A 25,104-nucleotide genomic window follows, 5' to 3' on the forward strand; every position below is an offset into this window, starting at 1 on the left:
GGAAGGGAGCGGGGATTTTACTTATAGGGGTAGTGTAATTATATATAACTACCTACCCCCTATAAGTAAAAACGTTCCCTTGCCCCCCACCAATAGGTAAGGGACCGAAGCCAGTACTGACCTGTACTGACAGTACCCCCCTCACCAAACCATCCCGTTTCATGCCCCTGCGTTAACCTGCTGCATCCTCATAAAGCCGCACGATGACCCGTCACGCTGTCAGTACTGGTTCAGTACTGGACAACGCTTCACAAGGTGCTACATTACCTTTGTTGCACCAAAACGTAATCTCATGATAACTCTACACAATTCAGTACTACTGGCTGATGGCAGGGCCCCCACCACTAATGGATAAGTACTTGATTATTAATGATAACAGTACTGACAGCCTCCTCCCAAAGCTCGAGTGGTACAAAAGTTGTGTATCACCTTAGGGCTGCACAATGTCTCTCATGCTCTCCCGACACGGGCTCCTCCTATAACAGTTTGATTTAGAACGTTATTTTACTTTTTATTCGTGTTTTTGCATTGATCGTTATTGATTCCATAACCTGTGCATCCCCAGAATTCGCCATCTTTACCATGACGAAGTTTCATTGGGCGTCCACATTTGTCACATATTTTAATCGAGTTACCACATGCAACGTTATTACAGGTACTTGTGTATCTAGAATCAACAGAAGGTGCCCGGCACATTGAACAAACCCTAGCCTTACCAACGCTACACCCGAGCCCTGTGCTGCATGTGTAGAATTCACCGTAGACACCTTTAATCAACCTTAAGTACCCATCCTCACAGTTAGGGCACTTGAAAATTTTCCTGTACTGCTCCTTAAATGTTGCCGACACAATATTCAGATCGTACTTAGGAGCAAGTAATTCGGTAATGAAACTAGACGGAGCTGTGGGATCAGCAATTATGTACACCTTTTTCTTTGCACGTGTAATACCAACGTACAGAAGACGTCTTTCTTCAGAATGAGGATACGAATCCAGAGATGGGAGTAAGGCTTCAATGATAGCTTCATCCTTATTTTCATTAGGAAATCCCTTCCTTCCCTGGAAGAAACCAATAAGAATACAGTAATCTGCCTCTAGCCCCTTTGATTTATGAAAGGTCCAAAAGCTAGTATTTTTTTGTAGCCGAGAATGAATCAACAATTCTTTAGCTTCATTTATCAGGTAGTTATATCGTGCAATGACTGCGATACTGCCATTGGCATCGTTCTCTCTAATCTTCAGAACGACTTCCTTAACTCGCTCGTATACTCCTTGCAGTTTCTCAGGTTTACTATCCAGCAAATATATCTGTGACAGATTTACCTTTGTGTGCGTTTCGATGTGTTTTTTATACTGCTCAGGGTTTTCCATTATAAATTGCCCTGCAGTGTTTGCGATACTGTTGTTGTAGCGAAAGGTTTTTTGTAATTTGGTAGCGGTGTAGTGACCGATCATTTCACCAAATCTAGTTGTCAGCTCCAACTTACCACCAGAGAAGCGATATATTGACTGCCAGTCATCCCCTACTACTGTCAGGGATGGTTCAGGCCCTTTCGCTATAATGGCTTTAATGAACTCCATACGTGCCGCTGATATATCCTGGAATTCATCGACCAGGATGTACCGCCACTTAGGGATGTAGTCCTCATTTTCAATTACCTGAATGGCTCGAATAATCATGTCGTCAAAATCAATGGCATTTTGATTTTTGAGTTCTTGAATGTACCCTTGATGTAATGCATCCAATAATGTTGCGGCATTTTTAGGTTGGCTTATACCAGCCCTCTCAAGCCTGTTCACTATTAACTCTTCCGTCAACCGCTCAACTCGAATTGCTTGAAGTGCCTTTTTCAATAGGTCACTCCAGTCGGCTATACGCCCTTCCTCGCGAAGTTTTTTCAACACATCTTCTGATTTTATGGGCTTACATATGATACCTTGCTTCTCCAGTTTAATTTTCAGGCTGGAAGTCAGATTCTCTTCAATCCATTCATAATGGAACGTTTCAATAAGGGATGTCCCATATTCAGCATGAAGTACACGCTTGTTACGAATAGCTTCATTGTATTTCGCTGCATCAATGTCTGCCCGAGTCTTCCCCTGACGATCTATACCGAAGTGCTCAATGTAAATATTTGTGTCTTGAATATAAAAATCAGGGCGATAGTCGAAGCCAATATTGATACGTCTTTTACTCACATAAGGAGCTTCGTAGGTATAAGCAACCCCATTCATGTACAAAAAATTAGCTATCAGAAGCTCCTGATAACTTTTAACTTTCTCACCGTTTAAGGTTCTGAACTCATTATCTCGAACATACCTTTCATATTCAGCTTGAGTATTGAAGCCAAAAGGGTTTACAGGTTGAGGGAAAAGGCTTATGAAGTTCAGTAAGTTAGTACTATTTGATTCGAGGTGTTTTTCTAACCACGAAGTAACCCACTGCTTGAATTTCATTTCGTCTTGAGTAAATTCACTCAAGTAGGTTGGTACTCCGGTATTACGTAGAAGCCACCTGCCTAATGCATGAAATGTCGATATTTGTGGGAATGATTCTAACTTGATACGACCTGATTCTGCTTTGTCAACAAGGCGTTCTCTGAGCTCTTCGGCTGCCGTACGGTTATAGGCCAGCACTAGTATTTCTGAAGGGTTTGCCAAGCCACGGTCAATAAGATCAAGAGCCTTAGCAACCATAACGGATGTTTTACCCGTGCCTGCTGCTGCCAAAACCATGTTCATATCATTAGACCGCAAGACACCCAAACGTTGTTCGTGAGTCAATGGGTTTGATTCAACCCGATCGAAGAATGACATCCGTTTTTCAAGCTGGAAATTCTCGTGATATTCACGTAGAACTTCCGCCTGTACTGGGTGGTAGCCGACAATTTGCTTAACTTTTTGTATGGACTCTGATTTTAGACACATATCCCATACATCAGCTTGTGCGTGGTAATACTCACTCAAACTCTGGCAAAGCAGTGAAATGCTGCCCATGCGGGTGTCTCTTGGGTACTCACGAATCACATAGGCTTCGAATTCATTGAAGGTTTTAGAAAGATAGTCGTTGATGAATTCGGCAATGGATGCATTGAGGACTTTCAGAAATTCTGCTGAGCCGCTCTTTTGGAGAAATCGATATTTTACGGACTTATTGCCAATACTGAGGACCAAGACCTGACCAAAGATACCATTTTGCAAAGTTGCAAAACCTTTGCATTCACGAAATGAATCTGATGCGATCGAAATATCATTCTTTAATGCGATCAGGAAGTCATTCTGGACACAAATGCAGTCTTTACCCAGTAGCCTACCTATTAAATTTGACGATAACTTGGCTTGGATATCATGCATCAACATCTACTCTTAATGGGCTAGTCATGGGCAGTTTTTTAGTGAACACGAAACAAAAAGAACTACATAGTAAACGAATTTTAAACATGGCTGTAGTAGGCTCATGATACCCTAGAACACGATGCAGTACTGGCCCCAGACCATCATCCTGAGTATCTAGTGCCCCGTATCAGTCTCCCCCTCAGCCCGTGAACACTGCCTTACATCGAACCTCAAGCCACCGGAACGTCACTTTGCCAGCCAGGAATCCTAGTACCGACCACGGAAGCAAAACTAAAGATGCACCAATAACGCATAAAGCTCTGACAATCTAATAGATTTACCATAGCGATTATACGTAATTGAACTGTTTGCATGCCCTAGAAATGCTCCCGCAAATTGTTCTGCGACACCAGCCGTTTTGAACGCTGTTGCAACGTAATGCCTGAGTGAGTGAAATTCAGGCACAGAAATCCTCTTCCGGAAACTGCTGAACCAGCGAGTGAAGTAATGGCTGAATGAACCTTTATAATATGTCAGTTGCGGGAACAAACGACCTTTTGCATTCTCTACATACTCAAGAAAACCGTTAGAAATCAGCTCCTGGTGCAAGGGAATACTTCGTTTACTGTTATCTGTTTTGACTGTTTGCCCTTCTTGACTATCATCAACCACTGCACACCAGATTTCATCGATTTTCTTTATGTCACAATGATATAGCTGACAAATTTCATTAGCTCTCATCCCAGTAAAACGACCTAACAGAATGATCCATCGTTTCCACTCAGGCAATGACTCCAGGGAAGAAATTAGTCGCTTTAGCTGGCTAACACTGTAACTTCCGCGTTTGCTGGCAGCAGACTCCTTATCCTTCTGCATTAAACCATCAAATGGGTTCTTTACCTCGAAATCCACTCGATTACTTAACCACCGGAAAAAGCTACCAATTTTCTTAACGTACTTATTCTTTGTCGGAATTGATAGATCAAGCCCAGCAATAAACGCTGCTGCCTGGCTTTTGCTTGCAGGTTGGTTGGTAAACTTGAAGTAACTGTTCAAGCAGCGTCGTATTGATGCTGTTTCTCTTTCCCCAACTTCTTTACTTTTGAAAGTAACGTACTGTTCAGATTGATATTTTAATTCATCAAAGCCAAGAGAAGCTGGTGCAAAAACTTGTAATGGTGAGGCTACTACGGGAGTATCAACCACCGTCCATTGACGATCTGCAAAACGTTCAACACGCTTTAGAGCTTCCGTTTTTGAACGTGTACCTAACGAACGACGATACTCGCGGCGTTTACCGCATGGCATGAGATTAACTTTTCGGTAGTACCAAATCCCGTGTCGGGAGAGCATGAGAGACATTGTGCAGCCCTAAGGTGATACACAACTTTTGTACCACTCGAGCTTTGGGAGGAGGCTGTCAGTACTGTTATCATTAATAATCAAGTACTTATCCATTAGTGGTGGGGGCCCTGCCAGCTACATCCCGGCACACACGTCGTCTGCCCTGGCTGCTTCCTTCCGGACCTGACCTGGTGAACAGAGTAGCGTTGCGGGAGAACCAACAGAGCCCCCATTGAGAGCGTTGATAACCAACGCGCTGGCGCATTATCCCTGTGCTAACGCCCAATTGCAAGCTGCCAGGAACCGGATGCTGGTTTCTTGCGCAAACTGGCGCAGCAATCCTGACGATCTTCGTTTAACATGGCTGTCCAGTAAATCCCGCAGGTGAACGTATGGACGAACACGACTCATTTCCACAGCGTGTATGGCAAATCGTGGCCTCTGTTCCGGAAGGCTATGTTACCACCTATGGTGATGTCGCGCGTCTGGCGGGTTCCCCGCGTGCAGCGCGGCAGGTGGGCGGTGTCTTGAAAAGACTACCGGAAGGGAGTACCCTGCCCTGGCACCGGGTGGTGAACCGTCATGGTGTCATCTCGCTGACGGGTCCGGATCTCCAGCGTCAACGTCAGGCATTACTCTCAGAAGGTGTGCAGGTGTCGGGGTCCGGGCAGATCGATTTACAGAAGTATCGCTGGGTATATTGACCCCTCTCCCGAAGGAGAGGGGCAATGCAGAAATTACATCTGCGTCGGTGGGGTTGGCAGGGAAGGCTGATTGGTCTGCGGAGCAACCGGGACTTCGGTCTGCTGCACCGGCACCAGGTTCAGGTCAACTTTGGTCCCACCGTTGTTAATCGCTTCCTGGACCGTATCGGTGATAAAGACCAGCTTACCGTTAATGGTTACCGCTGCGCTCAGCAGGATACGGGCATTAGGCTGCACGTCTGATGGGTTGTACGGCAACACGAAGCTAAACGGTGCTTGCTTACCTTCAGTACGGACGGCACGCTGCGCCAGCACTTTCGACGGCGCGTCTGCCAGAGAAGCATCAGACAGGGTTACCGTTAATACCGCATCCGGCGGTAAGGCCACTTTCTGTTTAATCCAGATGGTACCGGAAACGTTAGGCTGCTGAATGGATTGCTGAGAAAGGGTATTAATCCCGTTTGGGTCTGCTGCTGGCACTGGCACCTGGGCGCTCTTACCGGCACAGGCGGACAACGCCACCGCAATAGCTACACCACTTAGCATGGGCACGAGTTTCATTGAAGTCTCCTTATCATCAATGCACCAGCGGGATCGATCCCATCCGATGTCGTTTCAATCACATAACGTATTCAAGTGTGGCACAGATCACTGATTAATGCCTGAGATCGTCCCGATATTCAGATTATTCTACCCATCGGACCACTTTCATTTCTGCGTTATACTCTGCCTATCTTTCGCTACGGCGTTTATTGAGGACAACTATGAGTCAGGCACTGAACAATCTGCTGACATTACTGAATCTGGAAAAAATTGAGGAAGGACTCTTTCGCGGACAGAGCGAAGATTTGGGCTTACGCCAGGTCTTCGGCGGGCAAGTCGTTGGACAAGCGCTGTACGCTGCAAAGGAGACTGTCCCGGCAGACCGTCTGGTGCATTCATTCCACAGCTACTTCTTACGCCCCGGCGATAGCGCAAAACCGATTGTTTATGACGTCGAAGTCTTGCGAGATGGCAACAGTTTCAGCGCGCGCCGCGTAGCAGCCATTCAGAACGGTAAGCCAATCTTTTACATGACCGCCTCTTTCCAGGCACCTGAAACCGGATATGAGCACCAGAAGGCGATGCCTCCGGCCCCGGTACCCGACGAGCTGAAATCTGAAACCGACATCGCCCGCGCGCTGGCGCATCTGCTTCCACCGCAGGTCAAAGAGAAGTTCCTCTGTGACAAGCCGCTTGAGATCCGTCCCGTCGAGTTCCATAACCCGATGAAAGGTCACACCGCCGAGCCGACGCGCCAGGTCTGGATCCGGGCTAACGGTAATGTGCCAGAAGACTTCCGCGTTCATCAGTATTTGCTGGGTTATGCGTCTGATTTCAACTTCCTGCCGGTGGCGCTGCAGCCGCACGGCGTCGGGTTCCTGGAAAAAGGGATGCAGGTTGCGACGATTGATCACTCCATGTGGTTCCACCGTCCTTTCAACATGAATGAGTGGTTGCTCTACAGTGTGGAAAGTACGTCGGCATCAAGCGCACGCGGGTTTGTACGTGGGGAGTTTTATACCCAGGATGGCGTGCTGGTGGCCTCGACGGTACAGGAAGGGGTGATGCGTAATAGAGGCTGAGGGAACAACCATTAAAAACGGCAACCGAAGTTGCCGTTTTGCTGTTTATTATGCGTTATACGCATTCTCGCCGTGACTGTTGACGTCCAGACCTTCGCGTTCCTGCTCTTCCGGTACGCGCAGACCGACCGTCATGTCCGCCAGTTTATAGCCAATGAAGGCCACTACAGCAGACCACACAACGGTGATAGCAATACTTTCCAGCTGTACCAGCAGCTGATGAGCCATGGTGACGCCTTCTGCATAACCCACGCCACCGAGAGATTTCGCGGCGAAGATACCTGTCATGATACAACCGATGATGCCGCACACGCCGTGTACACCAAACACATCGCAAGGGTCATCAACGCGCAGAATACGTTTCAGTGCAGTCACGCCCCACAGACCCGCCAGACCGGACACCAGGCCGACCAGCAGCGCACCGCCTACACCTACATAACCACACGCTGGCGTGATGCCAACCAGACCGGCAATCGCCCCTGAACAGGCACCCAGCAGGGAAGGTTTACCGCGCACCGCCCACTCACCAAACACCCAGGAGAGGATTGCACCCGCCGTTGCCACTACAGTGTTCACGAAAGCCAGTGCAGCAATTTCGTTCGCGGCACTTGCCGAACCGGCGTTGAAGCCGAACCAGCCAAAGTAGAGGATCGCAGTACCCGTAAAGACCATCGGCAGGTTGTGCGGTTTGAACGCCTCTTTACCGAAGCCAACACGTTTGCCAATCAGGTAGGCCCCTACCAGACCCGCTACCGCGGCGTTGATGTGTACAACGGTACCGCCCGCGAAGTCCAGCGCACCGTGCGTTGCCAGCAGACCACCGCCCCAGACCATGTGTGCAATTGGCACATAGGAGAGCGTCAGCCAGACCACGACAAAAATCAGCACAGCAGAGAAGCGAATACGTTCAGCCAGCGCGCCCACAATCAGCCCGACAGTAATACAGGCGAACGAGCCCTGGAAAGCAACATGGATGTACTGGTAGAAGCTGCCCATCAGCGCGGTCAGCTCAATATTTTTCAGCATCACCCAGTCGAAGTTGCCAAAGAAGGCGTTGCCCGTGCCGAAGGCCAGCGAGTAACCGTAAACCACCCATAGCACGCAGACCAGTGCAAACGTCACGGCAACCTGCGTCAGCATGGAGAGAACGTTTTTGCCACGGATCAGGCCGCCGTAAAACAGCGCGATGCCCGGAATAGACATGAACAGCACCAGCGCGGTGCTGATCATCATAAAGGCGTTATCGGCTTTGTCTGCCACCGCAGGAGCAGCAGCCAGCGCCAGGCCCGGCAGCAGTGCCAGCGAACCCAGACCCGTTTTAAGTGTTGCTATCTTCATTTTCTCGATCCCTATCACTGTGTGCCAGGAGTTACTTACAGTGCCGCTTCGTCAGATTCGCCGGTACGGATGCGAATGACGCGCTGCAGTTCGGCAACGAAAATTTTGCCGTCGCCAATTTTGCCGGTGTAGGCCGCTTTGCTGATCACATCGATGACTTCATCAAGCTGGTCATCAGCAATCGCGACATCAATTTTTACTTTTGGCAGGAAGTTAACGCTGTATTCCGCCCCGCGATAAAGCTCGGCATGACCTTTCTGACGACCAAAGCCTTTCACTTCGGTGACAGTCAGTCCCTGAATACCCATTGAAGACAACGCTTCACGCACGTCTTCGAGTTTGAATGGTTTGATTACAACCGTAACCAGCTTCATAGATCCCCTCCAGTCAGAATTCGGTAATGGCCGCAGCTAACGCAGAGGATATTGCAAGGGGTGTGCCAGAAATGAAAAACAGGGTGAATCGCGGTGCAAGGAGCGTTACGCGGCCTTGATCAACAAACGGGTGAAAAAAAACGCACCATGCCGGTGCACGGTGCGTTTCAGTTTTGCACCAACAGGAATGACTGTTAGTGCGCCGCCTCATTTTGGTGCGTCAGGCGCTCAGTGACTCTTCCTCGCGCACGCTGGCAGCCAGCTCTTCGCCTGCCAGTTGCAACTGGTACATCTGCCAGTAGCGCCCTTTTGCTTCCAGCAACTCCCGGTGTGTACCGCGCTCAACGGCTTGTCCACGGTGCAGCACCAGAATAGTATCCGCATCAACAATCGTGGAAAGGCGGTGGGCAATTACCACCAGCGTCGTATGGTCACGCACGGCGGCAAGTGCCTGCTGGATAGCTTGTTCGGTACCGGAATCAATACTGGCCGTTGCTTCGTCCAGAATCAAAATTTGCGGCGTTTCAATCAGTACCCGCGCCAGCGCCAGAAGCTGTTTTTGCCCAACAGAGAGATTGTTCCCCTGCTCACCCAGCTTCGTATTGATCCCGTCGCTGAACCCACGAGCCAGCTCTGCCAGCTGCACTTTCTCCAGCACATCCCAGACCTGTTCATGGGTATAGTCCCGACCCAGCGTCACGTTGGCGTAGAAGGTATCCGCCATCACGACCGGATCCTGCTGCACCATTGCAACGCCTTTACGTAACACATTATGGTTGAGAGACGCGAGCGGGCGTCCGTCGAGGCGAATTTCACCTTGGCTTAGCGGGTAGTAACCCATCAACAGGCTTGCGAGCGTACTCTTACCGCTGCCGGTATGCCCCACCAGCGCAACAAAGCCCCGCGACGGGACATCCAGCGTGATGTCCTGCAATACCAGCCGGTCTTCGCGATAAGCAAACGAGACGTTATCAAAGGCAATGGCCCCGCTTTGCAGCGCGCGGTCATCGTTGCCGTAGGTCTGACGCGGTCTGTCCATCAACTCGAACACTCGCTCCCCTGCCACGACGGCCTGCTGGAGCATCGACTGCTGTGTCGTAAGCTCAATCAACGGTTCGTTAAGGCGGCCAAGGTAGCTGATAAAAGCATACAGGACCCCAACCTCAATAGTTCCGTGAGTGGTCAGGCCAAACAGCATGAGCAGACCACAGAGCACCAGCGCGGAGAAGAGGCTCAACAGCGGGCGCAACAGGAAACCGTCCAGCCGCAGCGTCTGCATACGCGCCATATAGTGTGAACGACTGGCTTCGCCCATCCGCTCGCCAAAACGTGCCTGCTGGCGGAACTGCTGGATGACGCTCATGCCGTTGATCACTTCATTGAAGCCATCATTAATATCGGCCAGATAGGCTCGCACCCGACGCACAATGGGAGTGCTGTAACGTTGATAGATAATCATCACAATCAACACCGCCGGGAAGATGGTGATCGCCACCAATGCCATACGCCAGTCGAGGCTGAACATCGCCACCAGCATCGCACCAATCAGCGCCGCGCTGCGCAGGACGGTTGCCACCACGGTGACGTACAGATCGCGGATCACCTCCGTATCGTTGGTCACGCGCGATATCACCTGCCCGACCGGCTGGGTATCAAACTCACTGAGCGGCTGGCGCAGCGCAGCGTCCATGACATCAGTACGCAACTGCTGCACGACCCCCACGGCTGCACGGTTAAACAGCAACGACTGGGCATAATGAAGCCCCGCCGCCGTCAGCTGTAAGCCAACGTAAGCCACACCCAGGCCCGCCACCAGCCCCAGAGGCAGGTAGCTTTTGGCAACCATATTGTCGATGAAATAGCTAATAAGCAGTGGACCGCTGACTTCAGCAATCGCCGCAATCCAGAGCAACAGCACGGCAACAGACAGCGGTTTTCGCCACGGTGAACCGTAGGCCAGCAGACGTTTTAGCGTCGGCCACATCGAGCCAAATTTACGCATTAGCGGCCTCCGTATCCTGCTCCGGGGCATAATCCAGCGCCGCTTCAAGCTGTTGATAACGATACATGTCGCGATACCAGCCCGATTGCTCAGCCAGTTTTTCATGCTGCCCGCGCTGGGCAATGTGCCCATGCTGCAACACTAAAATTTCGCTGGCTTCCGCCAACGCCGACAAACGGTGGGCACTGATAATCACCGTACGTCCGTCGCCCCACTGGCGCAGGTTATGCAGGATCTGGTGCTCGGTACGCCCATCCACAGCGGAAAGCGCATCATCAAGAATCAGGATTTCGGCATTGAGAAGCAGCGCGCGGGCAATTGAGATTCGCTGCTTTTGTCCTCCGGACAACATGACGCCACGTTCCCCGACTTCCGTTTCGTAGCCCTGCGGCAGACGCAAAATATCATCATGTACGCTGGCTAAACGCGCCACATGCTCAATCTCTTCCTGCGTCGCCGACGGGCGTCCGAGGGCGATATTGTTTGCTACCGTGTCCGAAAATAAAAACGGCGTCTGGCTGACGACCGCCAGACGACCTCGCCAGTCGTCCAGCAGCAGTTGCGTCAGGGGAATATCATGGAAGCGAATATCGCCCTGCGTGACGTCAAAGTGGCGCTGAATCAATGAGAGCACGGTACTTTTGCCAGAACCTGTTGGGCCACAAATGCCCAACATCTGACCAGGCTTGAGCGTAAAACTAACGTTCTCCAGTACCGGATGTTCCGTTTGCGGATAAACAAACTTACGGACGTCAACATTTATGACACCGCGCCCTTCCGGTACGGCTTCGTTGCCGTCATTCACCACCGGTGCTTCGGCCAGCATGGCGCGAATACGGCTGTAGGCGGCGCTGCCGCGCTCCACGATGTTAAACATCCAGGCCAATGCCAGCATCGGCCAAATCATCAGCCCCAGGTACATCGCAAAGCTGGTCAATTGTCCCAGGGTTAACGAGCCCTGTACCACCATCCAGCTCCCCCCACCAATAGCCAGCAGGTTTGCCATACCGATCGCGACATAGATTGTCGGGTCAAAACGCGCATCAATTCGCGCGACGCGCATGTTCTTCGCCCCCGTGTCAGCGGCATCGGCGGCAAACAGTGCTGATTGCCGGTCCTCCAGACCAAAGGCTTTAATCATACGGATGCTGGTCATACTCTCCTGCGTACGGTCGTTCAGTGAAGAGAACGCCGCCTGCGCCAGCTTAAAGCGCTCATGCAGTTGCTCACCAAAACGGTTGATCGCCAGTGCCATCAGCGGCATCGGCAACAATGCCAGCAGGGTGAGCTGCCAGCTGATCTGGGTCGACATCACAATCAGGACTGCGCACCCCATGACCAGAGAATCCACCAGCGTTAACACCCCTTCTCCTGCGGCGAACACCACGCGATCGACGTCGTTTGTCGCGCGTGCGATGAGATCCCCGGTGCGATGTCGCAGATAAAACTCTGGGTGTTGTCGGCTCAGCTGGCGGTAAAAATCTTCACGCAGCTCAACGGCCAGCTGATAGGAAGCGCCAAAAAGGAGCACGCGCCAGACGTAGCGCAGCAGATAGACAATGACGGCCGTCAGCACCAGCGTGCCAACCCACATCAACACCCGTGCGGTGGTGTAATGCTGTTCGGTGACGCCATCCACGACGTAGCCCACCACCTTCGGCGGGATCAGCTGCAGAATGGCAATGATAATAAGCAGGGCTACTGCACCGAGGTAGCGTTGCCACTCCCGACGAAAGTACCAGCTTAATTGGGCAAATAATCGCACGCGGTTTGTTCCTGAAGGTATTTTACGAAGTTATTCAATAGGTAGTGCTGTGGTGTATTTAATCTGTTCCATGGCGAAGCTCGAGGTGACGTCCGACAAGCCCGGCACGCTGTTCACCAGTCGTTTGTAAAAATCGTCATAGCGCTTCATGTCAGCTACCTGAACGCGCATCAGGTAATCGTACTCTCCGGCCATACGCCAGAAACCGAGCACCTCAGGCATGTCAGAAACCTGAGTGACAAAACGGCAATACCACTCGCTGCTGTGATGCTGGGTTTTAATCAGCACAAATGCCGTTAACCCAAGCCCCAGTTTTTCGGGATCTAATAACGCGACGCGTCCCAGAAGAATGCCGTCATCTTCAAGCTTCTTGAGGCGCTTCCAGCACGGTGTGGTGGTCAGATTAACGGCATCTGCCAGCGCCTGCAAAGAGAGGGTACAGTCACTTTGCAGCAATGAAAGGAGCTTGCGGTCAATTTTATCTAGCATACCCACCTCACAGAGAAAATTTTTCTCCCTCCATTCTATTTTAAAGGCCAGATAGCAACAATTTTTTCTGTGCTTTTCGCTATGCTGGGCACAAAATGACAAACGGATAACTACGATGAATAGCTCCTGGGTTAAACATGCCATCAGCGAAATCAATGCCGACTATCAGCGCTCGGCGGATACGCACCTGATTCGATTTTCCCTGCCGGGATTTGACGGTATTCAGCTCTATCTGAAAGATGAAAGCACCCATCCTACCGGTAGCCTGAAGCATCGCCTGGCGCGTTCACTGTTTTTATACGGTTTATGTAACGGCTGGATTAAAGAAGGTACCACCATCATTGAATCCTCATCCGGTTCAACGGCGGTGTCTGAAGCCTATTTTGCCCGCCTGCTGGGTTTACCCTTCATCGCCGTGATGCCTTCCTGCACGGCGAAACGTAAAATTGAACAGATCGAATTCTACGGCGGACGCTGCCACTTTGTGGAAAGCGCCTGTGAAATCTATGCGGCATCTGAAATGCTGGCACACGAGCTGAACGGCCACTACATGGATCAGTTCACCTTTGCGGAACGAGCCACCGACTGGCGCGGTAATAACAATATCGCCGACAGTATTTTCCGTCAGATGTCCCACGAGCCGCATCCCATTCCCTCATACATTGTGATGAGCGCCGGGACGGGCGGCACCTCCGCCACCATCGGGCGTTATATCCGCTGCCAGGGCTACGACACCCAACTAATGGTGGTTGATCCGCAAAACTCCGTGTTCCTCGACTACTGGCAGAACCGCGATATCGGCCTGCGCAGCCCGGTGGGCAGTAAAATTGAAGGGATTGGCCGCCCACGCGTGGAACCGTCGTTCATCCCGGATGTGGTGGATGAGATGTTGCGCGTGCCGGATGCCGCAAGTGTCGCCACCGCGCACTGGCTGGAGACCCAGCTTGGCCGCAAAGTCGGCGCTTCTACCGGGACCAATATGTGGGGAGCCCTGCAGCTAGCGGTACGCATGCGTGAAGAGGGTCGAACAGGATCCATCGTCACCCTGCTCTGCGACAGCGGCGAGCGCTACCTTGAGACCTATTACAATGCGCAATGGGTGCAGGCAAATATCGGCGATATTGAGCCCTGGAAAGCGCAAATTGCACAGCTGGTGAAATAAAAAAAGCCAGACCGAAGTCTGGCTTGCTGGAAGGGTCTCACTATTCGGGGGAATATGGGAGGTTGTTGTTGTCCAGCCAATGCGTCAAAAAATGGGACACCGCTTCGTTACCGCAATGCCCGATAACAGGCAGATGAGGAAGTTCTGCAATTAGCTGCGGCATCGCATTCCCCATTATCAAACCGCGACCCACGCTGCCCAGCATCTCGCGGTCATTCATGGCATCGCCAAACGCCATACAATCCTGCAGTGTGAAGCCCAGGTGGTCACTCAGTACCGCCAGGGCAGAACCTTTGTTACAGCCAACGGGGAGCACTTCCAGGCAATCCACCGCCGAGAAGGTCAGGTGCGCCTTGTCTCCCAGAGCCTCATTTAACTGAATGCGCAAGCGACAGAGATCGTCATGATCGCCACAAAAACAGATTTTGGTCACCGCATGGGCAGGGATCCGACGCAGATCGATAAGCTGATATTTAAAACCGCTGTAGACATGTGCATGCAACAGCTCCGGTATTTCACGCCCGGTAAACCAGCCGTTATCGTTAAAAACATGGAGGCTGGCCTGCGTATCCCAGGTACTGTGTAGCACGATATCCGCCACTTCCGGGTTAAGATCCTGACGGTGCAGAACGTCCCCTTCCACGGAATGAATGCGCGTCCCGTTGCCCGTGATCAGAAAAGCGTCCAGGGAAAACGCCCCCAGTAAATGGCGCATCTCCAGCACATGGCGACCGGTGGCAAACGTCAGAGTGACATCACGCTCGTGCAGGCGCTTCAGCGTATTCAGGGTTTTCTCCCCTAAACGGTGATCCGGCATTAACAGCGTACCGTCCATATCAAATGCAGCGAGCCGAGCCATGATTACTCCTGAAGTGTGATGCGGTTAACTTGTGCTTCAGTATTACGTGAGATATACGGAAGTAATAGTGAATAGATGACAAATATTGTTCCGGGTTTCTCATGCGCCAGCTCAACCGACTCAACCAGTATCACCGTTTGTGGCAGCCTTCCGCTGGCGCGACACAACACGTCACCATCAGCGAACTGGCCACCCGCTGTTTCTGTAGTGAAAGACATGTTCGAACGCTGCTGCGTCAGGCTCATGACGCGGGATGGCTTACCTGGCGTGCACAGTCTGGTCGCGGAAAGCGCGGTGAACTGACGTTCCATGTCACCCCGGAGTCGCTGCGCAATGCGATGATGGAAGAGGCTCTGAAGCATGGACAGCAGCACAATGCGCTTGAGCTGGCCCAGCTTGCGCCACAAGAGTTACGTTCATTGCTGCATCCGTTCTTAGGCGGGCAATGGCAAAACGATACGCCGACGCTGCGCATTCCCTATTACCGCTCACTGGATCCCCTTCATCCGGGTTTTTTACCCGGCCGGGCAGAACAGCACCTGGCAGGACAGGTTTTTTCCGGGTTAACACGCTTTCACGGCGACAGCAGTGAACCAACTGGCGATCTTGCCCATCACTGGGAAGTGTCAGAGGACGGTTTGCGCTGGCATTTTTATATTCGCTCCACGCTACACTGGCATAACGGTGATAAGGTCGAAACCATGCAGCTTCAACAAAGCCTGATGGCACTGCTTGCCCTGCCTTCCTTGCGTAAGTTGTTCCAGAGCGTCTTACGTATTGAAGTCACCCATCCCCAGTGCCTGACCTTTATCCTGCATCAACCGGACTTCTGGCTGGCGCACCGGTTGGCAACCTACTGTAGCCGGCTTGCGCATCCCGACCAGCCGATGACGGGTAGCGGCCCCTTCAGACTCAGCGTGTACGACCCCGACCTGGTGCGTCTTGAAAGCCACGAACAGTACCATCTCAGCCATCCATTGCTTAAAGCTATCGAATACTGGATAACACCGTCGCTGTTTGACTATGGGTTAGGTACCAGCTGTCGCCATCCGGTGCAGATCGCCATTGGCGAGCCGGATGAACTGGAGCGCCTGCGTCTGGTCACTAACAGCACCAGTCTGGGTTTTTGTTATCTCACCCTGAAGCAAAGCCCGCGCCTGAGTGAAATGCAGGCTCGGCGGCTCATCAATATCATCCATCTCTCAACGCTTCTGCATACGCTTCCACTGGATGAAGGGTTGATTACCCCGACAGAGGAGTTACTTCCCGGCTGGGCGATCCCGCAGTGGCCTGATTTAACGAATGTACCTCTGCCGGAAAAATTAACACTGGCTTACCATTTGCCCGTCGAGTTACATACGATGGCAAGCCAACTAAAACTGTATCTTGCGCAACAGGGCTGTGAGCTTACGGTCATCTTTTACGATGCGAAAACCTGGGACGGATGCCAAAATCTTGCTGATGCTGACATCATGATGGGGGACAGACTGATTGGCGAAGCGCCGGAATATACGCTTGAACAATGGCTGCGCTGTGACGTCTTATGGGCACACCTGCTGAACGCGCCGCAGTTTGCCCATCTGCAGGCCACTCTGGACGCCGTACAGACCCAGACCGACGAACAGGCCAGACATGCCGGGCTCAAAGCCATTTTCTCACAGCTCATGGAAAAAGCTGTACTAACGCCACTGTTCAACTATCAATACCAGATCAGCGCCCCGCCAGGGGTCAACGGTATTCGGCTCAACACTCGCGGCTGGTTTGATTTTACCGAAGCCTGGCTGCCCGCCCCCAAATCGTGAAGAAGCTGGTCGCCGTCGTGGTCAGGCGGTAACATAACGTTTTATCGTAACTATCGAGATGATTTATGAAACGTGCCGTCGTCGTGTTCAGCGGAGGACAAGATTCTACTACCTGCCTGGTTCAGGCCCTTCATCAGTATGATGAAGTTCACTGTGTCACTTTCGATTACGGTCAACGCCATCGCGCTGAAATCGACGTTGCGCGTGAACTGGCTCTGAAACTGGGCGCACGCGCGCACAAGGTGCTGGACGTTACGCTGTTAAATGAACTCGCCGTCAGTAGCCTCACACGCGACAGTATTCCTGTACCTGACTATGTACCTGACGCCAGCGGTATCCCAAATACCTTTGTTCCTGGCCGTAATATTCTTTTTCTGACCCTGACGGCGATTTATGCTTACCAGGTGCAAGCCGAAGCGGTGATCACCGGCGTATGTGAGACCGACTTCTCTGGCTACCCGGACTGCCGCGACGAGTTCGTGAAGGCACTAAACCACGCGGTCAATCTTGGGATGGCGAAAGAGACGCGCTTTGAAACACCACTGATGTGGCTGAATAAAGCAGAGACCTGGGCACTGGCGGACTACTGGGGCAAACTGGACCTGGTTCGCAGTGAAACCCTCACCTGCTATAACGGTATCAAAGGCGACGGTTGCGGTCAGTGCGCCGCTTGTAACCTGCGTGCCAACGGGCTTAATCACTACCTGGCCGATAAGGCCAGCGTAATGGCCGCGATGCAGAAAAAAACCGGTCTGAAATAGAGTTACCGTGCTGTCGACGAATGAGCGTCGACAGCACAGGTGAACTGGAAAAAAACCCTACACGATCATCTGCTCCAGCTTTTCACGCAACTCTCCTTCCAGCGGCAGCGCTTTCTGGGTTTTAAGATCAATACAGACAAAGGTAATGAGAGCATCAGCCACCACCTGTCCTTCGGGATCCAGCGTCACTACCTGACTTAACACGCCACTCTTCCCATTTAGCTGCTGTACCTGGCTGGTGACAGTCAGCACATCCCCCAGTACGGCAGGACGGCGGTAGTTAATATTAATATTGACGACCACGAACGCGATGTTATGCGCAGTCAGCCATTGAAAACTTTCGCTGTTTTCCAGACCGTCCCAGCGAGCCTCCTCAAGAAACTCAAGATAGCGGGCGTTATTGACATGCTGGTATACATCAAGATGGAAACCGCGAACTTTGATTTTTGTCTGCATAGCGCAATAGCCTTTAGTGTTGTTATAGGATTAGAGGTCACAACTGGTATGACCTCATTATCCTGGCAAATTTTTGCAGCAGTGCAAGAAATTGCTTATTTACAACGTCAGGTGTGAGAGATTGCGCTCAACCAGTGAGCTACCCATCCCCGGGACCTGCTTCAGGTCGTCGACCGTTTTAAAGGGGCCATACTCTTCGCGGTAGCTGACAATGGCCTGCGCCTTTTTCAGCCCTACCCCATTCATCACGCGAGCGATATCCTCTGCTGATGCTGAATTGATGCTGACTCGCGAGCCATCATTGTCAGCCGCTTTGTTACTCCCTGTTGTTTTGGCGGGAGCATTCGTTTGTGCTGGTGTCTCTGCCTGACTTTGTACGACCTGTGCTTTTGCAGCCAGCGCGCCAGCGCTCATCCCGGTGGTGGCAATAGCCAGTGTAATGAGCAGTACTTTGATTCCACATTTCATGCTGTTATCTCCTTGTTTGTTGACAGCCACACCACGATAGCCGCCCCGGAAAACAGGCACAAACGACAGATAACAGAAATGGAAAAGGCCGCGAAAGCGGCCTTTAGTTTTTGCAGAGCGTTACGAAAATCTGCGAGCAGTTACGTAATTATTGCTGCTGAGTCATCACATCGCCCAGCTTAATCTTGGCTTCTTTACGCAGGTTGCTCATCATCGCCTCGAAAGCAATCTGGGCGTTGTTCTGGGTAATCCCCTGAACCATCGCTTTCTTCTGCGCTTCTGGCATCGTGCCGGCTTTCACTTCATCCAGCGCCAGCAGAACCACATTGCCCTGCATATCCGTTGTGGTACCGAAGCTCGGTTTGTCTTTTGCTGGCAGGGAGAGACCAAACGCAGCCTGGCTGATTGGATCCTGACCGGTACGGCTCAACGTTTTCGCCTCACCGAAGCTCAGGCCAGCGGCTTTCAGCGCGTCCTGTTTGCCCGCTTTCAGATCAACCAGAATCTTCTCCGCATCCAGTTTCGCCTGTTGTTCAGCTTTGTTGTGCTTAACCTGGGCGACAATCTGATCCTTCACTTCCGTCAGCGGTTTAATCGCTTCTGGTTTGTGCTCGCTGACACGCAGAACAAATGCACGATCGCCGTCAACGGTAATGATGTCAGAGTTACTGCCAGGGGTGCCATTCTCGCCCACCAGACCACCGTTGAAGATGGCATCAGAAACCGGTTTGAAGTTCAGCTCTTCCGGCAGGTTGTCACGTCCAAACCAGCCCGTCTCAACCGCTTTCACACCAGCCGCCTGCTCTGCACCAGCCAGAGACTCGTTGTCGTTGCTGGCGGCATCGCTCACTTTCTGCTGCAGCGCGTAGTAGGCATCCAGCGCTTTCTCTTGCTTCACTTTCGCCGCGATATCATCGCGAACCTCAGTCAGTGGTTTGGTTTTCGCAGGGATAATATCGTCCAGACGCACGACCAGGAAACCAACGGAAGACTTGATTACGCCAGAAAGCTGGCCTTTGTCTTTCAGACCGGCATTTTTCAACTCATCAGGGGTCGTTGCATCTTCCAGCCAGCCCATATCACCGCCGTTTTTCGCGGAGATAATATCGGTGGATTTCGCTTTCGCGACGGTGGCGAAATCAGCACCTTTGCTCAGTTCGTCCAGAACAGCCTTAGCATCTGCTTCCGTTTTGGTCTGGATCACGCTGTAGCGGTTACGCTGCGGCTGAGTGAACTGATCCTGATGTTGATCGTAGTAAGACTGGATTTCCGCATCTGACGCAGTTTCCTGCAACGCTGCAGCATCCAGCTTGATGTAGCTCACACGGAACTGCTCCGGAGAAATAAAGGAATTCTTATTCTGCTCGTACCAGGCATTAACGTCAGCGTCGCTCACCTGCTGTTTCGCGGCCAGGGCATTCACATCAATGGTCGCTTCACGTACAACGCGCTGCTGCGACACTAATGCTGCCAGTTCATCCGTTTCACCTTTGAGCATGAAATCGGTACCCACGACGGCATTGATGAGCTGCTGGGTGGTTAGCTGGTTACGCAGCGCCTGAGCGTACTGATCGGCCGTCATCCCCATCTGGTTGACGATGCTGTTGTAACGTGCGTTGTCGAATTTGCCGTTAGACTGGAAGGCTTGTGTAGAGAAGATGGCTTTTTTCACCTGCTCATCACTGATGCCCAGACCCAGTTTTTTTGCATACTGATCCAGCAGCGCTTCGTCGATAAGACGGTTCAGTGTCTGTTGGCGCAGGGTTTTCATATACCCTTCGTTCGCCGCCAGTTCAGAGAATTGGTCGCCCAGCTGTTGCTGCATACGGTTACGTTCACCGGCAAAAGCATTCTCGAACTGACCACGGCTGATTTCCTGGCCATTCACTTTTGCGGCATAGTTTGCGCCACCGCCAATAAGGTAACTGCTCACGCCGGTCAATATGAACGACACGATAATGATACCGAAAATAATCTTGAGCACGAGACTGTTAGCAGCCGTGCGTAAGCTGTCCATCATGGTGTAACAACACTCCGCTGTAGGTGACTGGTTACCTGACGCTGACGGAAAATCCTGCCCGTCGCGCGTGAAGGCGTATTGTGACAAGAAAACGGGGCGATTGTCAGCCCACAACTCGCATAAACTCGCACAAATCAGGTCTGGACAAACAAAAAAGGCACATCAAATGATGCGCCCTTGTACTATTCAGCTTCCCTGAATCGGGAAAGCAATCAGTTTACTGCGTCTTTCAGCGCTTTACCTGCACGGAAACCCGGCACTTTAGCAGCAGCAATGGTGATCTCTTTACCGGTCTGAGGGTTGCGGCCAGTACGGGCAGCACGCTCTTTAACAGCAAAAGTACCGAAGCCTACCAGTGCAACGTCGTCCCCAGCCTGCAGAGATTCAGTAACAGAAGCAATTAATGCATCTAACGCACGTCCAGCTGCAGCCTTAGAAATATCAGCACCAGCAGCAATTTTGTCAATCAGTTGAGATTTATTCACTGTTCTCTTCCTCTCTTTATAATTTATATCGCGCCTGAATCCTTCACAACGCGACCGCGCAGCAGTTATATCAGGCCTGCCATGACCTTACAACACCCGTTGTTGATGGCTGACCTAATCAGCAATCTAAATTAGCTATACAAAAAAAGGCTGGCAAGTGCGAAATGACTTACCAGCCTTGTTTTTATTGACGCTCTTTGCGCGAGGTCACTATTTTGCGGTTACAACCTGCATTCCGGAGGGTTCATTCTGCAGTGCGAGACTAAGAACTTCCTCAATGCGTTTAACCGGATGGATCTGCAGATCGGCAATTACGTTGTCCGGAATCTCTTCCAGATCGCGTTTATTCTCGTAAGGAATCAATACCGTTTTGATCCCACCACGATGTGCAGCCAGCAGTTTTTCTTTTAATCCACCGATTGGCAGCACCTGTCCACGCAGGGTAATTTCCCCCGTCATCGCCACATCGGCACGCACCGGGTTCCCCGTCAGGCAGGAAACCAGAGCGGTACACATGGCAATACCCGCGCTTGGGCCATCTTTCGGCGTCGCGCCTTCAGGAACGTGCACGTGGATGTCGCGTTTTTCGTAGAAATCCGGGTTGATACCCAGTTTTTCCGCGCGCGCACGTACCACGGTCAATGCAGCCTGAATGGATTCCTGCATCACTTCGCCCAGAGAGCCGGTGTAGGTCAGCTTGCCTTTACCCGGTACACAGGCGGTTTCGATGGTCAGCAGATCGCCACCCACTTCCGTCCATGCCAGACCCGTCACCTGACCCACGCGGTTTTCGTTGTCCGCGCGACCATAGTCGAAGCGCTGAACACCGAGATAGGCATGCAGATTGTCGCCGTTAATCACAATGTGTTTCAGGCTCTTATCCAGCAGCAGCTGTTTGACCGCTTTACGGCACAGTTTAGAGATTTCACGCTCAAGACTACGCACGCCCGCTTCACGGGTGTAGTAGCGGATGATGCCAATAATCGCGCTGTCCTCTACGGTCAGCTCGTTGGCTTTCAGCGCGTTACGCTCAATCTGTTTCGGCAGCAGGTGCTGCTTAGCGATGTTCAGCTTCTCATCTTCGGTATAGCCGGAGAGACGGATCACTTCCATACGATCCAGCAGCGGGGCCGGAATGTTCATGGAGTTGGAGGTCGCCACGAACATCACATCGCTCAGGTCGTAGTCCACTTCCAGGTAGTGATCGCTGAACGCCACGTTCTGTTCTGGATCAAGCACTTCCAGCAGCGCAGACGCAGGATCGCCGCGCATGTCCGATGACATTTTGTCGATCTCATCGAGCAGGAACAGCGGGTTTTTAACGCCCACTTTCGCCATCTTCTGGATCAGTTTACCCGGCATAGAACCGATGTAGGTACGACGGTGACCGCGGATTTCCGCTTCATCGCGTACACCACCCAGCGCCATACGGATGTACTTACGCCCGGTCGCCTTGGCGATGGACTGACCCAGAGAGGTTTTACCCACACCAGGAGGTCCTACCAGGCACAGAATTGGGCCTTTGATTTTGTTTACACGGCTTTGTACCGCGAGGTACTCAAGAATACGATCTTTCACGCGTTCCAGGCCGTAGTGGTCGGTATCGAGGATTTCCTGGGCCTGACGCAGGTCTTTTTTGACCTTGCTGCGGGCGTTCCACGGAACCTGCACCATCCACTCAATGTAGCCGCGTACAACGGTCGCTTCAGCCGACATTGGAGACATCATTTTCAGCTTCTGCAATTCCGCTTCCGCTTTCTCTTTTGCCTCTTTTGGCATCTTCGCCGCGTCGATCTTGCGCTTCAACGCTTCGTTTTCGTCCGGCGCATCGTCCATCTCGCCCAGTTCTTTCTGAATAGCTTTCATTTGCTCATTCAGATAGTACTCACGCTGAGATTTCTCCATCTGCTTTTTCACGCGGTTGCGAATACGCTTCTCAACCTGCAGCAGATCGATTTCAGACTCCATCATCGCCATCAGATATTCCAGACGCTCGTTAACGTCGGACATTTCCAGCACGGACTGTTTGTCAGCCAGCTTCAGCGGCATATGTGCAGCGATGGTGTCCGCCAGACGGGCAGGATCGTCGATGCTGTTCAGCGACGTCAGCACTTCTGGTGGGATTTTCTTGTTCAGCTTGATATAGCCTTCAAACTGGCTGATCGCGGTGCGTACAAGCACTTCCTGCTCGCGTTCATCAAGCTGAGGCGAATCAAGGTACTCTGCCTTCGCAGAGAAATGTTCGCCATTGTCAGACAGAGTGGTAATACGCGCACGCTGCAGGCCTTCAACCAGCACCTTGACGGTGCCGTCAGGCAGCTTCAGCATCTGCAAAATAGAGGCCACGGTCCCGACGGTGAAAAGATCGTTTACACCCGGCTCATCCGTTGATGCTTCCTTCTGCGCCACCAGCATGATTTTTTTATCATGATCCATGGCGGATTCGAGGCAACGGATAGATTTTTCCCGCCCTACAAATAAGGGTATGACCATGTGCGGATAAACCACCACATCGCGCAACGGCAATACGGGGATTTCAATGCGTTCAGAACGCTCAGGATTCATAGAGCTCTCTCTTAGTTTAGTGTCCGCCAGGTAAGCTGGTCATGTAACAGTACTTCACACAACCATTAACATGTATCCAGTATATGGGGATGTTTCCCACACATTCAACGCCATGAATACGGAAAAAGTAAAGGGGAGATAAAATCCCCCCTTTTTGATTAACTGCTTGTATGATTTGGTGAATTATTCGCCAGATGCTTGCTGCGCTTCCGGTTTACCATAAATCAGCAGCGGTTTGGTTTGACCGCTAATGACAGACTCGTCGATAACCACTTTTTCGACATCTTCCATCGATGGCAGATCGTACATGGTATCCAGCAGCGCCGCTTCTACGATAGAACGCAGACCACGCGCACCGGTTTTACGAATCATCGCTTTTTTAGCAATCGCATCCAGCGCTTCGTCACGGAACTCCAGATCAACACCTTCCAGATTGAAAAGCGCCTGATACTGTTTAGTCAGCGCATTTTTCGGCTCTTTCAGGATCTGGATCAGCGCCTCTTCACTCAGCTCATTGAGTGTGGCCACAACCGGCAGACGACCAATGAATTCAGGAATCAGACCGAATTTGATCAGATCTTCTGGTTCAACCTGAGATAGCAGTTCGCCTTCGTTCGGTTTTTCTGACGTCGATTTCACCGTCGCGCCAAAACCAATGCCGGAGCCGGTTTCAACACGGTGGGAGATAACTTTATCCAGACCCGCAAACGCACCACCACAGATGAACAGGATCTTGGAGGTATCAACCTGCAGGAACTCCTGCTGCGGATGTTTACGACCTCCCTGTGGCGGAACAGCGGCAACAGTCCCTTCGATCAGCTTCAGCAGTGCCTGCTGTACGCCTTCACCCGACACATCACGGGTGATCGACGGGTTGTCGGATTTACGAGAAATCTTGTCGATCTCATCGATGTAAACAATCCCGCGCTGGGCTTTCTGTACGTCGTAATCGCACTTCTGCAGCAGTTTCTGGATGATGTTTTCTACATCTTCACCCACATAACCCGCTTCGGTCAGAGTGGTGGCATCCGCCATGGTGAACGGAACATCCAGCAGACGCGCCAGAGTTTCAGCCAGCAGCGTTTTACCTGAACCGGTTGGGCCGATCAGCAAAATGTTACTTTTACCCAGTTCTACGCCATTGCTGGTATCACCGTTACGCAGACGTTTGTAGTGGTTATATACCGCTACCGCCAGCACTTTCTTAGCCTGCTCCTGACCGATGACATAGTCGTCAAGGTGATGACGAATTTCATGCGGAGTTGGCAGCGCGCTACGTTCACGGTGTGGCGCAACTTCTTTAATCTCTTCGCGAATGATGTCGTTACATAAATCGACACATTCGTCGCAGATATACACGGACGGCCCGGCAATCAGTTTACGCACTTCATGCTGGCTTTTGCCGCAAAAAGAGCAGTACAGCAGTTTGCCCGAACCATCTTTGCGTTTATCTGTCATGAGTCCAAACCTCTTTTTAAGTTCTTTGTGCCGCACATGACGACGCAAATGCCATTCTAAGACGCAAGCTGCTCTCAGGCAGAGTGCCGCC

General features: G+C 51.7%; 20 protein-coding genes and 1 other RNA gene. 5 read left to right on the forward strand and 16 right to left on the reverse strand.

Annotated elements, in window-relative coordinates:
* Positions 1-504: 504 nt before the first annotated feature.
* The 3 genes from AC0XWG_RS01830 to ffs all read right to left on the reverse strand — a co-directional run bounded on the left by AC0XWG_RS01830 (position 505) and on the right by ffs (position 4,903).
* A complete protein-coding gene (locus AC0XWG_RS01830; RefSeq protein ID WP_475680324.1) occupies positions 505-3,354 on the reverse strand; it encodes a UvrD-helicase domain-containing protein in 2,850 nt (949 codons plus the stop codon).
* A gap of 273 nt (positions 3,355-3,627) precedes the next feature.
* Positions 3,628-4,698, reverse strand: coding sequence for a site-specific integrase (locus tag AC0XWG_RS01835; RefSeq protein WP_343195443.1), 1,071 nt, complete (start codon positions 4,696-4,698; stop codon positions 3,628-3,630).
* Between the two features lie 108 nt (positions 4,699-4,806).
* Positions 4,807-4,903: signal recognition particle sRNA small type (gene ffs, locus AC0XWG_RS01840), an RNA gene on the reverse strand.
* A 169-nt stretch (positions 4,904-5,072) separates the two neighbouring features.
* Between ffs and AC0XWG_RS01845 the strand changes: the two genes are divergently transcribed.
* Entirely contained in the window at positions 5,073-5,384 is a 312-nt protein-coding gene (locus AC0XWG_RS01845; RefSeq protein WP_028017627.1) for an MGMT family protein, read from the forward strand.
* Between the two features lie 33 nt (positions 5,385-5,417).
* Here the strand turns inward: AC0XWG_RS01845 and AC0XWG_RS01850 are convergent, their stop codons facing one another.
* Positions 5,418-5,945 carry a YbaY family lipoprotein gene (locus tag AC0XWG_RS01850; RefSeq protein ID WP_028017628.1) on the reverse strand — a complete coding sequence of 176 codons (528 nt, stop codon included), beginning with the start codon at positions 5,943-5,945 and terminating at the stop codon, positions 5,418-5,420.
* A 203-nt stretch (positions 5,946-6,148) separates the two neighbouring features.
* Between AC0XWG_RS01850 and tesB the strand changes: the two genes are divergently transcribed.
* The gene (gene tesB / locus AC0XWG_RS01855) at positions 6,149-7,009 is read left to right on the forward strand and encodes an acyl-CoA thioesterase II (protein ID WP_028017629.1); all 861 of its coding nucleotides are present in this window, start codon (positions 6,149-6,151) and stop codon (positions 7,007-7,009) included.
* Between the two features lie 48 nt (positions 7,010-7,057).
* On the opposite strand, the gene amtB is transcribed toward tesB, so the two are convergent.
* The 5 genes from amtB to AC0XWG_RS01880 form a co-directional block, all read right to left on the reverse strand.
* On the reverse strand, positions 7,058-8,347 hold the full coding sequence (gene amtB, locus AC0XWG_RS01860) for an ammonium transporter AmtB (protein WP_028017630.1): 1,290 nt from the start codon (positions 8,345-8,347) through the stop codon (positions 7,058-7,060).
* A gap of 35 nt (positions 8,348-8,382) precedes the next feature.
* Positions 8,383-8,721, reverse strand: coding sequence for a P-II family nitrogen regulator (glnK, locus tag AC0XWG_RS01865; protein WP_008503304.1), 339 nt, complete (start codon positions 8,719-8,721; stop codon positions 8,383-8,385).
* Positions 8,722-8,941: 220 nt separating this feature from the next.
* Complete coding sequence (locus tag AC0XWG_RS01870) at positions 8,942-10,723, reverse strand: SmdB family multidrug efflux ABC transporter permease/ATP-binding protein (protein ID WP_475680325.1); 1,782 nt, start codon at positions 10,721-10,723, stop codon at positions 8,942-8,944.
* Positions 10,716-12,488 (reverse strand): SmdA family multidrug ABC transporter permease/ATP-binding protein, encoded by a 1,773-nt coding sequence (locus AC0XWG_RS01875; RefSeq protein WP_475680326.1) that lies wholly within the window; start codon positions 12,486-12,488, stop codon positions 10,716-10,718. The genes AC0XWG_RS01870 and AC0XWG_RS01875 overlap by 8 nt, the downstream gene beginning before the upstream one ends.
* A gap of 30 nt (positions 12,489-12,518) precedes the next feature.
* A complete protein-coding gene (locus AC0XWG_RS01880; RefSeq protein WP_015571267.1) occupies positions 12,519-12,977 on the reverse strand; it encodes an Lrp/AsnC family transcriptional regulator in 459 nt (152 codons plus the stop codon).
* A 115-nt stretch (positions 12,978-13,092) separates the two neighbouring features.
* Between AC0XWG_RS01880 and AC0XWG_RS01885 the strand changes: the two genes are divergently transcribed.
* A complete protein-coding gene (locus AC0XWG_RS01885) occupies positions 13,093-14,139 on the forward strand; it encodes a PLP-dependent cysteine synthase family protein (RefSeq protein ID WP_128348515.1) in 1,047 nt (348 codons plus the stop codon).
* A 40-nt stretch (positions 14,140-14,179) separates the two neighbouring features.
* On the opposite strand, the gene cof is transcribed toward AC0XWG_RS01885, so the two are convergent.
* Positions 14,180-14,998 carry an HMP-PP phosphatase gene (gene cof / locus AC0XWG_RS01890; protein ID WP_114977941.1) on the reverse strand — a complete coding sequence of 273 codons (819 nt, stop codon included), beginning with the start codon at positions 14,996-14,998 and terminating at the stop codon, positions 14,180-14,182.
* 101 nt (positions 14,999-15,099) lie between these two features.
* Here cof and AC0XWG_RS01895 point away from each other — a divergent pair, with 101 nt between their 5' ends.
* Together AC0XWG_RS01895 and queC are read left to right on the forward strand one after the other, a co-directional pair.
* Positions 15,100-16,800 (forward strand): SgrR family transcriptional regulator, encoded by a 1,701-nt coding sequence (locus AC0XWG_RS01895; protein ID WP_128348513.1) that lies wholly within the window; start codon positions 15,100-15,102, stop codon positions 16,798-16,800.
* A gap of 65 nt (positions 16,801-16,865) precedes the next feature.
* Complete coding sequence (gene queC, locus AC0XWG_RS01900; protein WP_049007491.1) at positions 16,866-17,561, forward strand: 7-cyano-7-deazaguanine synthase QueC; 696 nt, start codon at positions 16,866-16,868, stop codon at positions 17,559-17,561.
* 57 nt (positions 17,562-17,618) lie between these two features.
* On the opposite strand, the gene AC0XWG_RS01905 is transcribed toward queC, so the two are convergent.
* From AC0XWG_RS01905 to clpX, 6 genes are all read right to left on the reverse strand, one after another.
* On the reverse strand, positions 17,619-18,017 hold the full coding sequence (locus AC0XWG_RS01905) for a YbgC/FadM family acyl-CoA thioesterase (protein WP_028017637.1): 399 nt from the start codon (positions 18,015-18,017) through the stop codon (positions 17,619-17,621).
* Positions 18,018-18,116: 99 nt separating this feature from the next.
* Positions 18,117-18,485 (reverse strand): helix-hairpin-helix domain-containing protein, encoded by a 369-nt coding sequence (locus AC0XWG_RS01910; RefSeq protein WP_028017638.1) that lies wholly within the window; start codon positions 18,483-18,485, stop codon positions 18,117-18,119.
* Positions 18,486-18,633: 148 nt separating this feature from the next.
* Positions 18,634-20,505 carry a peptidylprolyl isomerase gene (gene ppiD, locus AC0XWG_RS01915; protein WP_128348512.1) on the reverse strand — a complete coding sequence of 624 codons (1,872 nt, stop codon included), beginning with the start codon at positions 20,503-20,505 and terminating at the stop codon, positions 18,634-18,636.
* A gap of 212 nt (positions 20,506-20,717) precedes the next feature.
* A complete protein-coding gene (gene hupB / locus AC0XWG_RS01920; protein ID WP_002444653.1) occupies positions 20,718-20,990 on the reverse strand; it encodes a nucleoid-associated protein HU-beta in 273 nt (90 codons plus the stop codon).
* Positions 20,991-21,200: 210 nt separating this feature from the next.
* The gene (gene lon, locus AC0XWG_RS01925) at positions 21,201-23,555 is read right to left on the reverse strand and encodes an endopeptidase La (RefSeq protein WP_049007494.1); all 2,355 of its coding nucleotides are present in this window, start codon (positions 23,553-23,555) and stop codon (positions 21,201-21,203) included.
* A 183-nt stretch (positions 23,556-23,738) separates the two neighbouring features.
* Positions 23,739-25,013, reverse strand: a complete 1,275-nt coding sequence (gene clpX, locus AC0XWG_RS01930) for an ATP-dependent protease ATP-binding subunit ClpX (RefSeq protein WP_028017641.1) — start codon at positions 25,011-25,013, stop codon at positions 23,739-23,741.
* Between the last annotated feature and the right edge of the window lie 91 nt (positions 25,014-25,104).

The sequence above is a fragment of the Enterobacter sp. DVT3837 genome, assembly GCF_056238685.1.

What these genes read in the sequence shown, in the direction of transcription:
- AC0XWG_RS01830 (WP_475680324.1), bottom strand. Translation starts at nt 3,354, where the DNA reads ATGCATGATATCCAAGCCAAGTTATCGTCAAATTTAATAGGTAGGCTA.
- AC0XWG_RS01835 (WP_343195443.1), bottom strand. Translation starts at nt 4,698, where the DNA reads ATGTCTCTCATGCTCTCCCGACACGGGATTTGGTACTACCGAAAAGTT.
- AC0XWG_RS01845 (WP_028017627.1), top strand. Translation starts at nt 5,073, where the DNA reads ATGGACGAACACGACTCATTTCCACAGCGTGTATGGCAAATCGTGGCC.
- AC0XWG_RS01850 (WP_028017628.1), bottom strand. Translation starts at nt 5,945, where the DNA reads ATGAAACTCGTGCCCATGCTAAGTGGTGTAGCTATTGCGGTGGCGTTG.
- tesB (WP_028017629.1), top strand. Translation starts at nt 6,149, where the DNA reads ATGAGTCAGGCACTGAACAATCTGCTGACATTACTGAATCTGGAAAAA.
- amtB (WP_028017630.1), bottom strand. Translation starts at nt 8,347, where the DNA reads ATGAAGATAGCAACACTTAAAACGGGTCTGGGTTCGCTGGCACTGCTG.
- glnK (WP_008503304.1), bottom strand. Translation starts at nt 8,721, where the DNA reads ATGAAGCTGGTTACGGTTGTAATCAAACCATTCAAACTCGAAGACGTG.
- AC0XWG_RS01870 (WP_475680325.1), bottom strand. Translation starts at nt 10,723, where the DNA reads ATGCGTAAATTTGGCTCGATGTGGCCGACGCTAAAACGTCTGCTGGCC.
- AC0XWG_RS01880 (WP_015571267.1), bottom strand. Translation starts at nt 12,977, where the DNA reads ATGCTAGATAAAATTGACCGCAAGCTCCTTTCATTGCTGCAAAGTGAC.
- AC0XWG_RS01885 (WP_128348515.1), top strand. Translation starts at nt 13,093, where the DNA reads ATGAATAGCTCCTGGGTTAAACATGCCATCAGCGAAATCAATGCCGAC.
- cof (WP_114977941.1), bottom strand. Translation starts at nt 14,998, where the DNA reads ATGGCTCGGCTCGCTGCATTTGATATGGACGGTACGCTGTTAATGCCG.
- AC0XWG_RS01895 (WP_128348513.1), top strand. Translation starts at nt 15,100, where the DNA reads ATGCGCCAGCTCAACCGACTCAACCAGTATCACCGTTTGTGGCAGCCT.
- queC (WP_049007491.1), top strand. Translation starts at nt 16,866, where the DNA reads ATGAAACGTGCCGTCGTCGTGTTCAGCGGAGGACAAGATTCTACTACC.
- AC0XWG_RS01905 (WP_028017637.1), bottom strand. Translation starts at nt 18,017, where the DNA reads ATGCAGACAAAAATCAAAGTTCGCGGTTTCCATCTTGATGTATACCAG.
- AC0XWG_RS01910 (WP_028017638.1), bottom strand. Translation starts at nt 18,485, where the DNA reads ATGAAATGTGGAATCAAAGTACTGCTCATTACACTGGCTATTGCCACC.
- ppiD (WP_128348512.1), bottom strand. Translation starts at nt 20,505, where the DNA reads ATGATGGACAGCTTACGCACGGCTGCTAACAGTCTCGTGCTCAAGATT.
- lon (WP_049007494.1), bottom strand. Translation starts at nt 23,555, where the DNA reads ATGAATCCTGAGCGTTCTGAACGCATTGAAATCCCCGTATTGCCGTTG.
- clpX (WP_028017641.1), bottom strand. Translation starts at nt 25,013, where the DNA reads ATGACAGATAAACGCAAAGATGGTTCGGGCAAACTGCTGTACTGCTCT.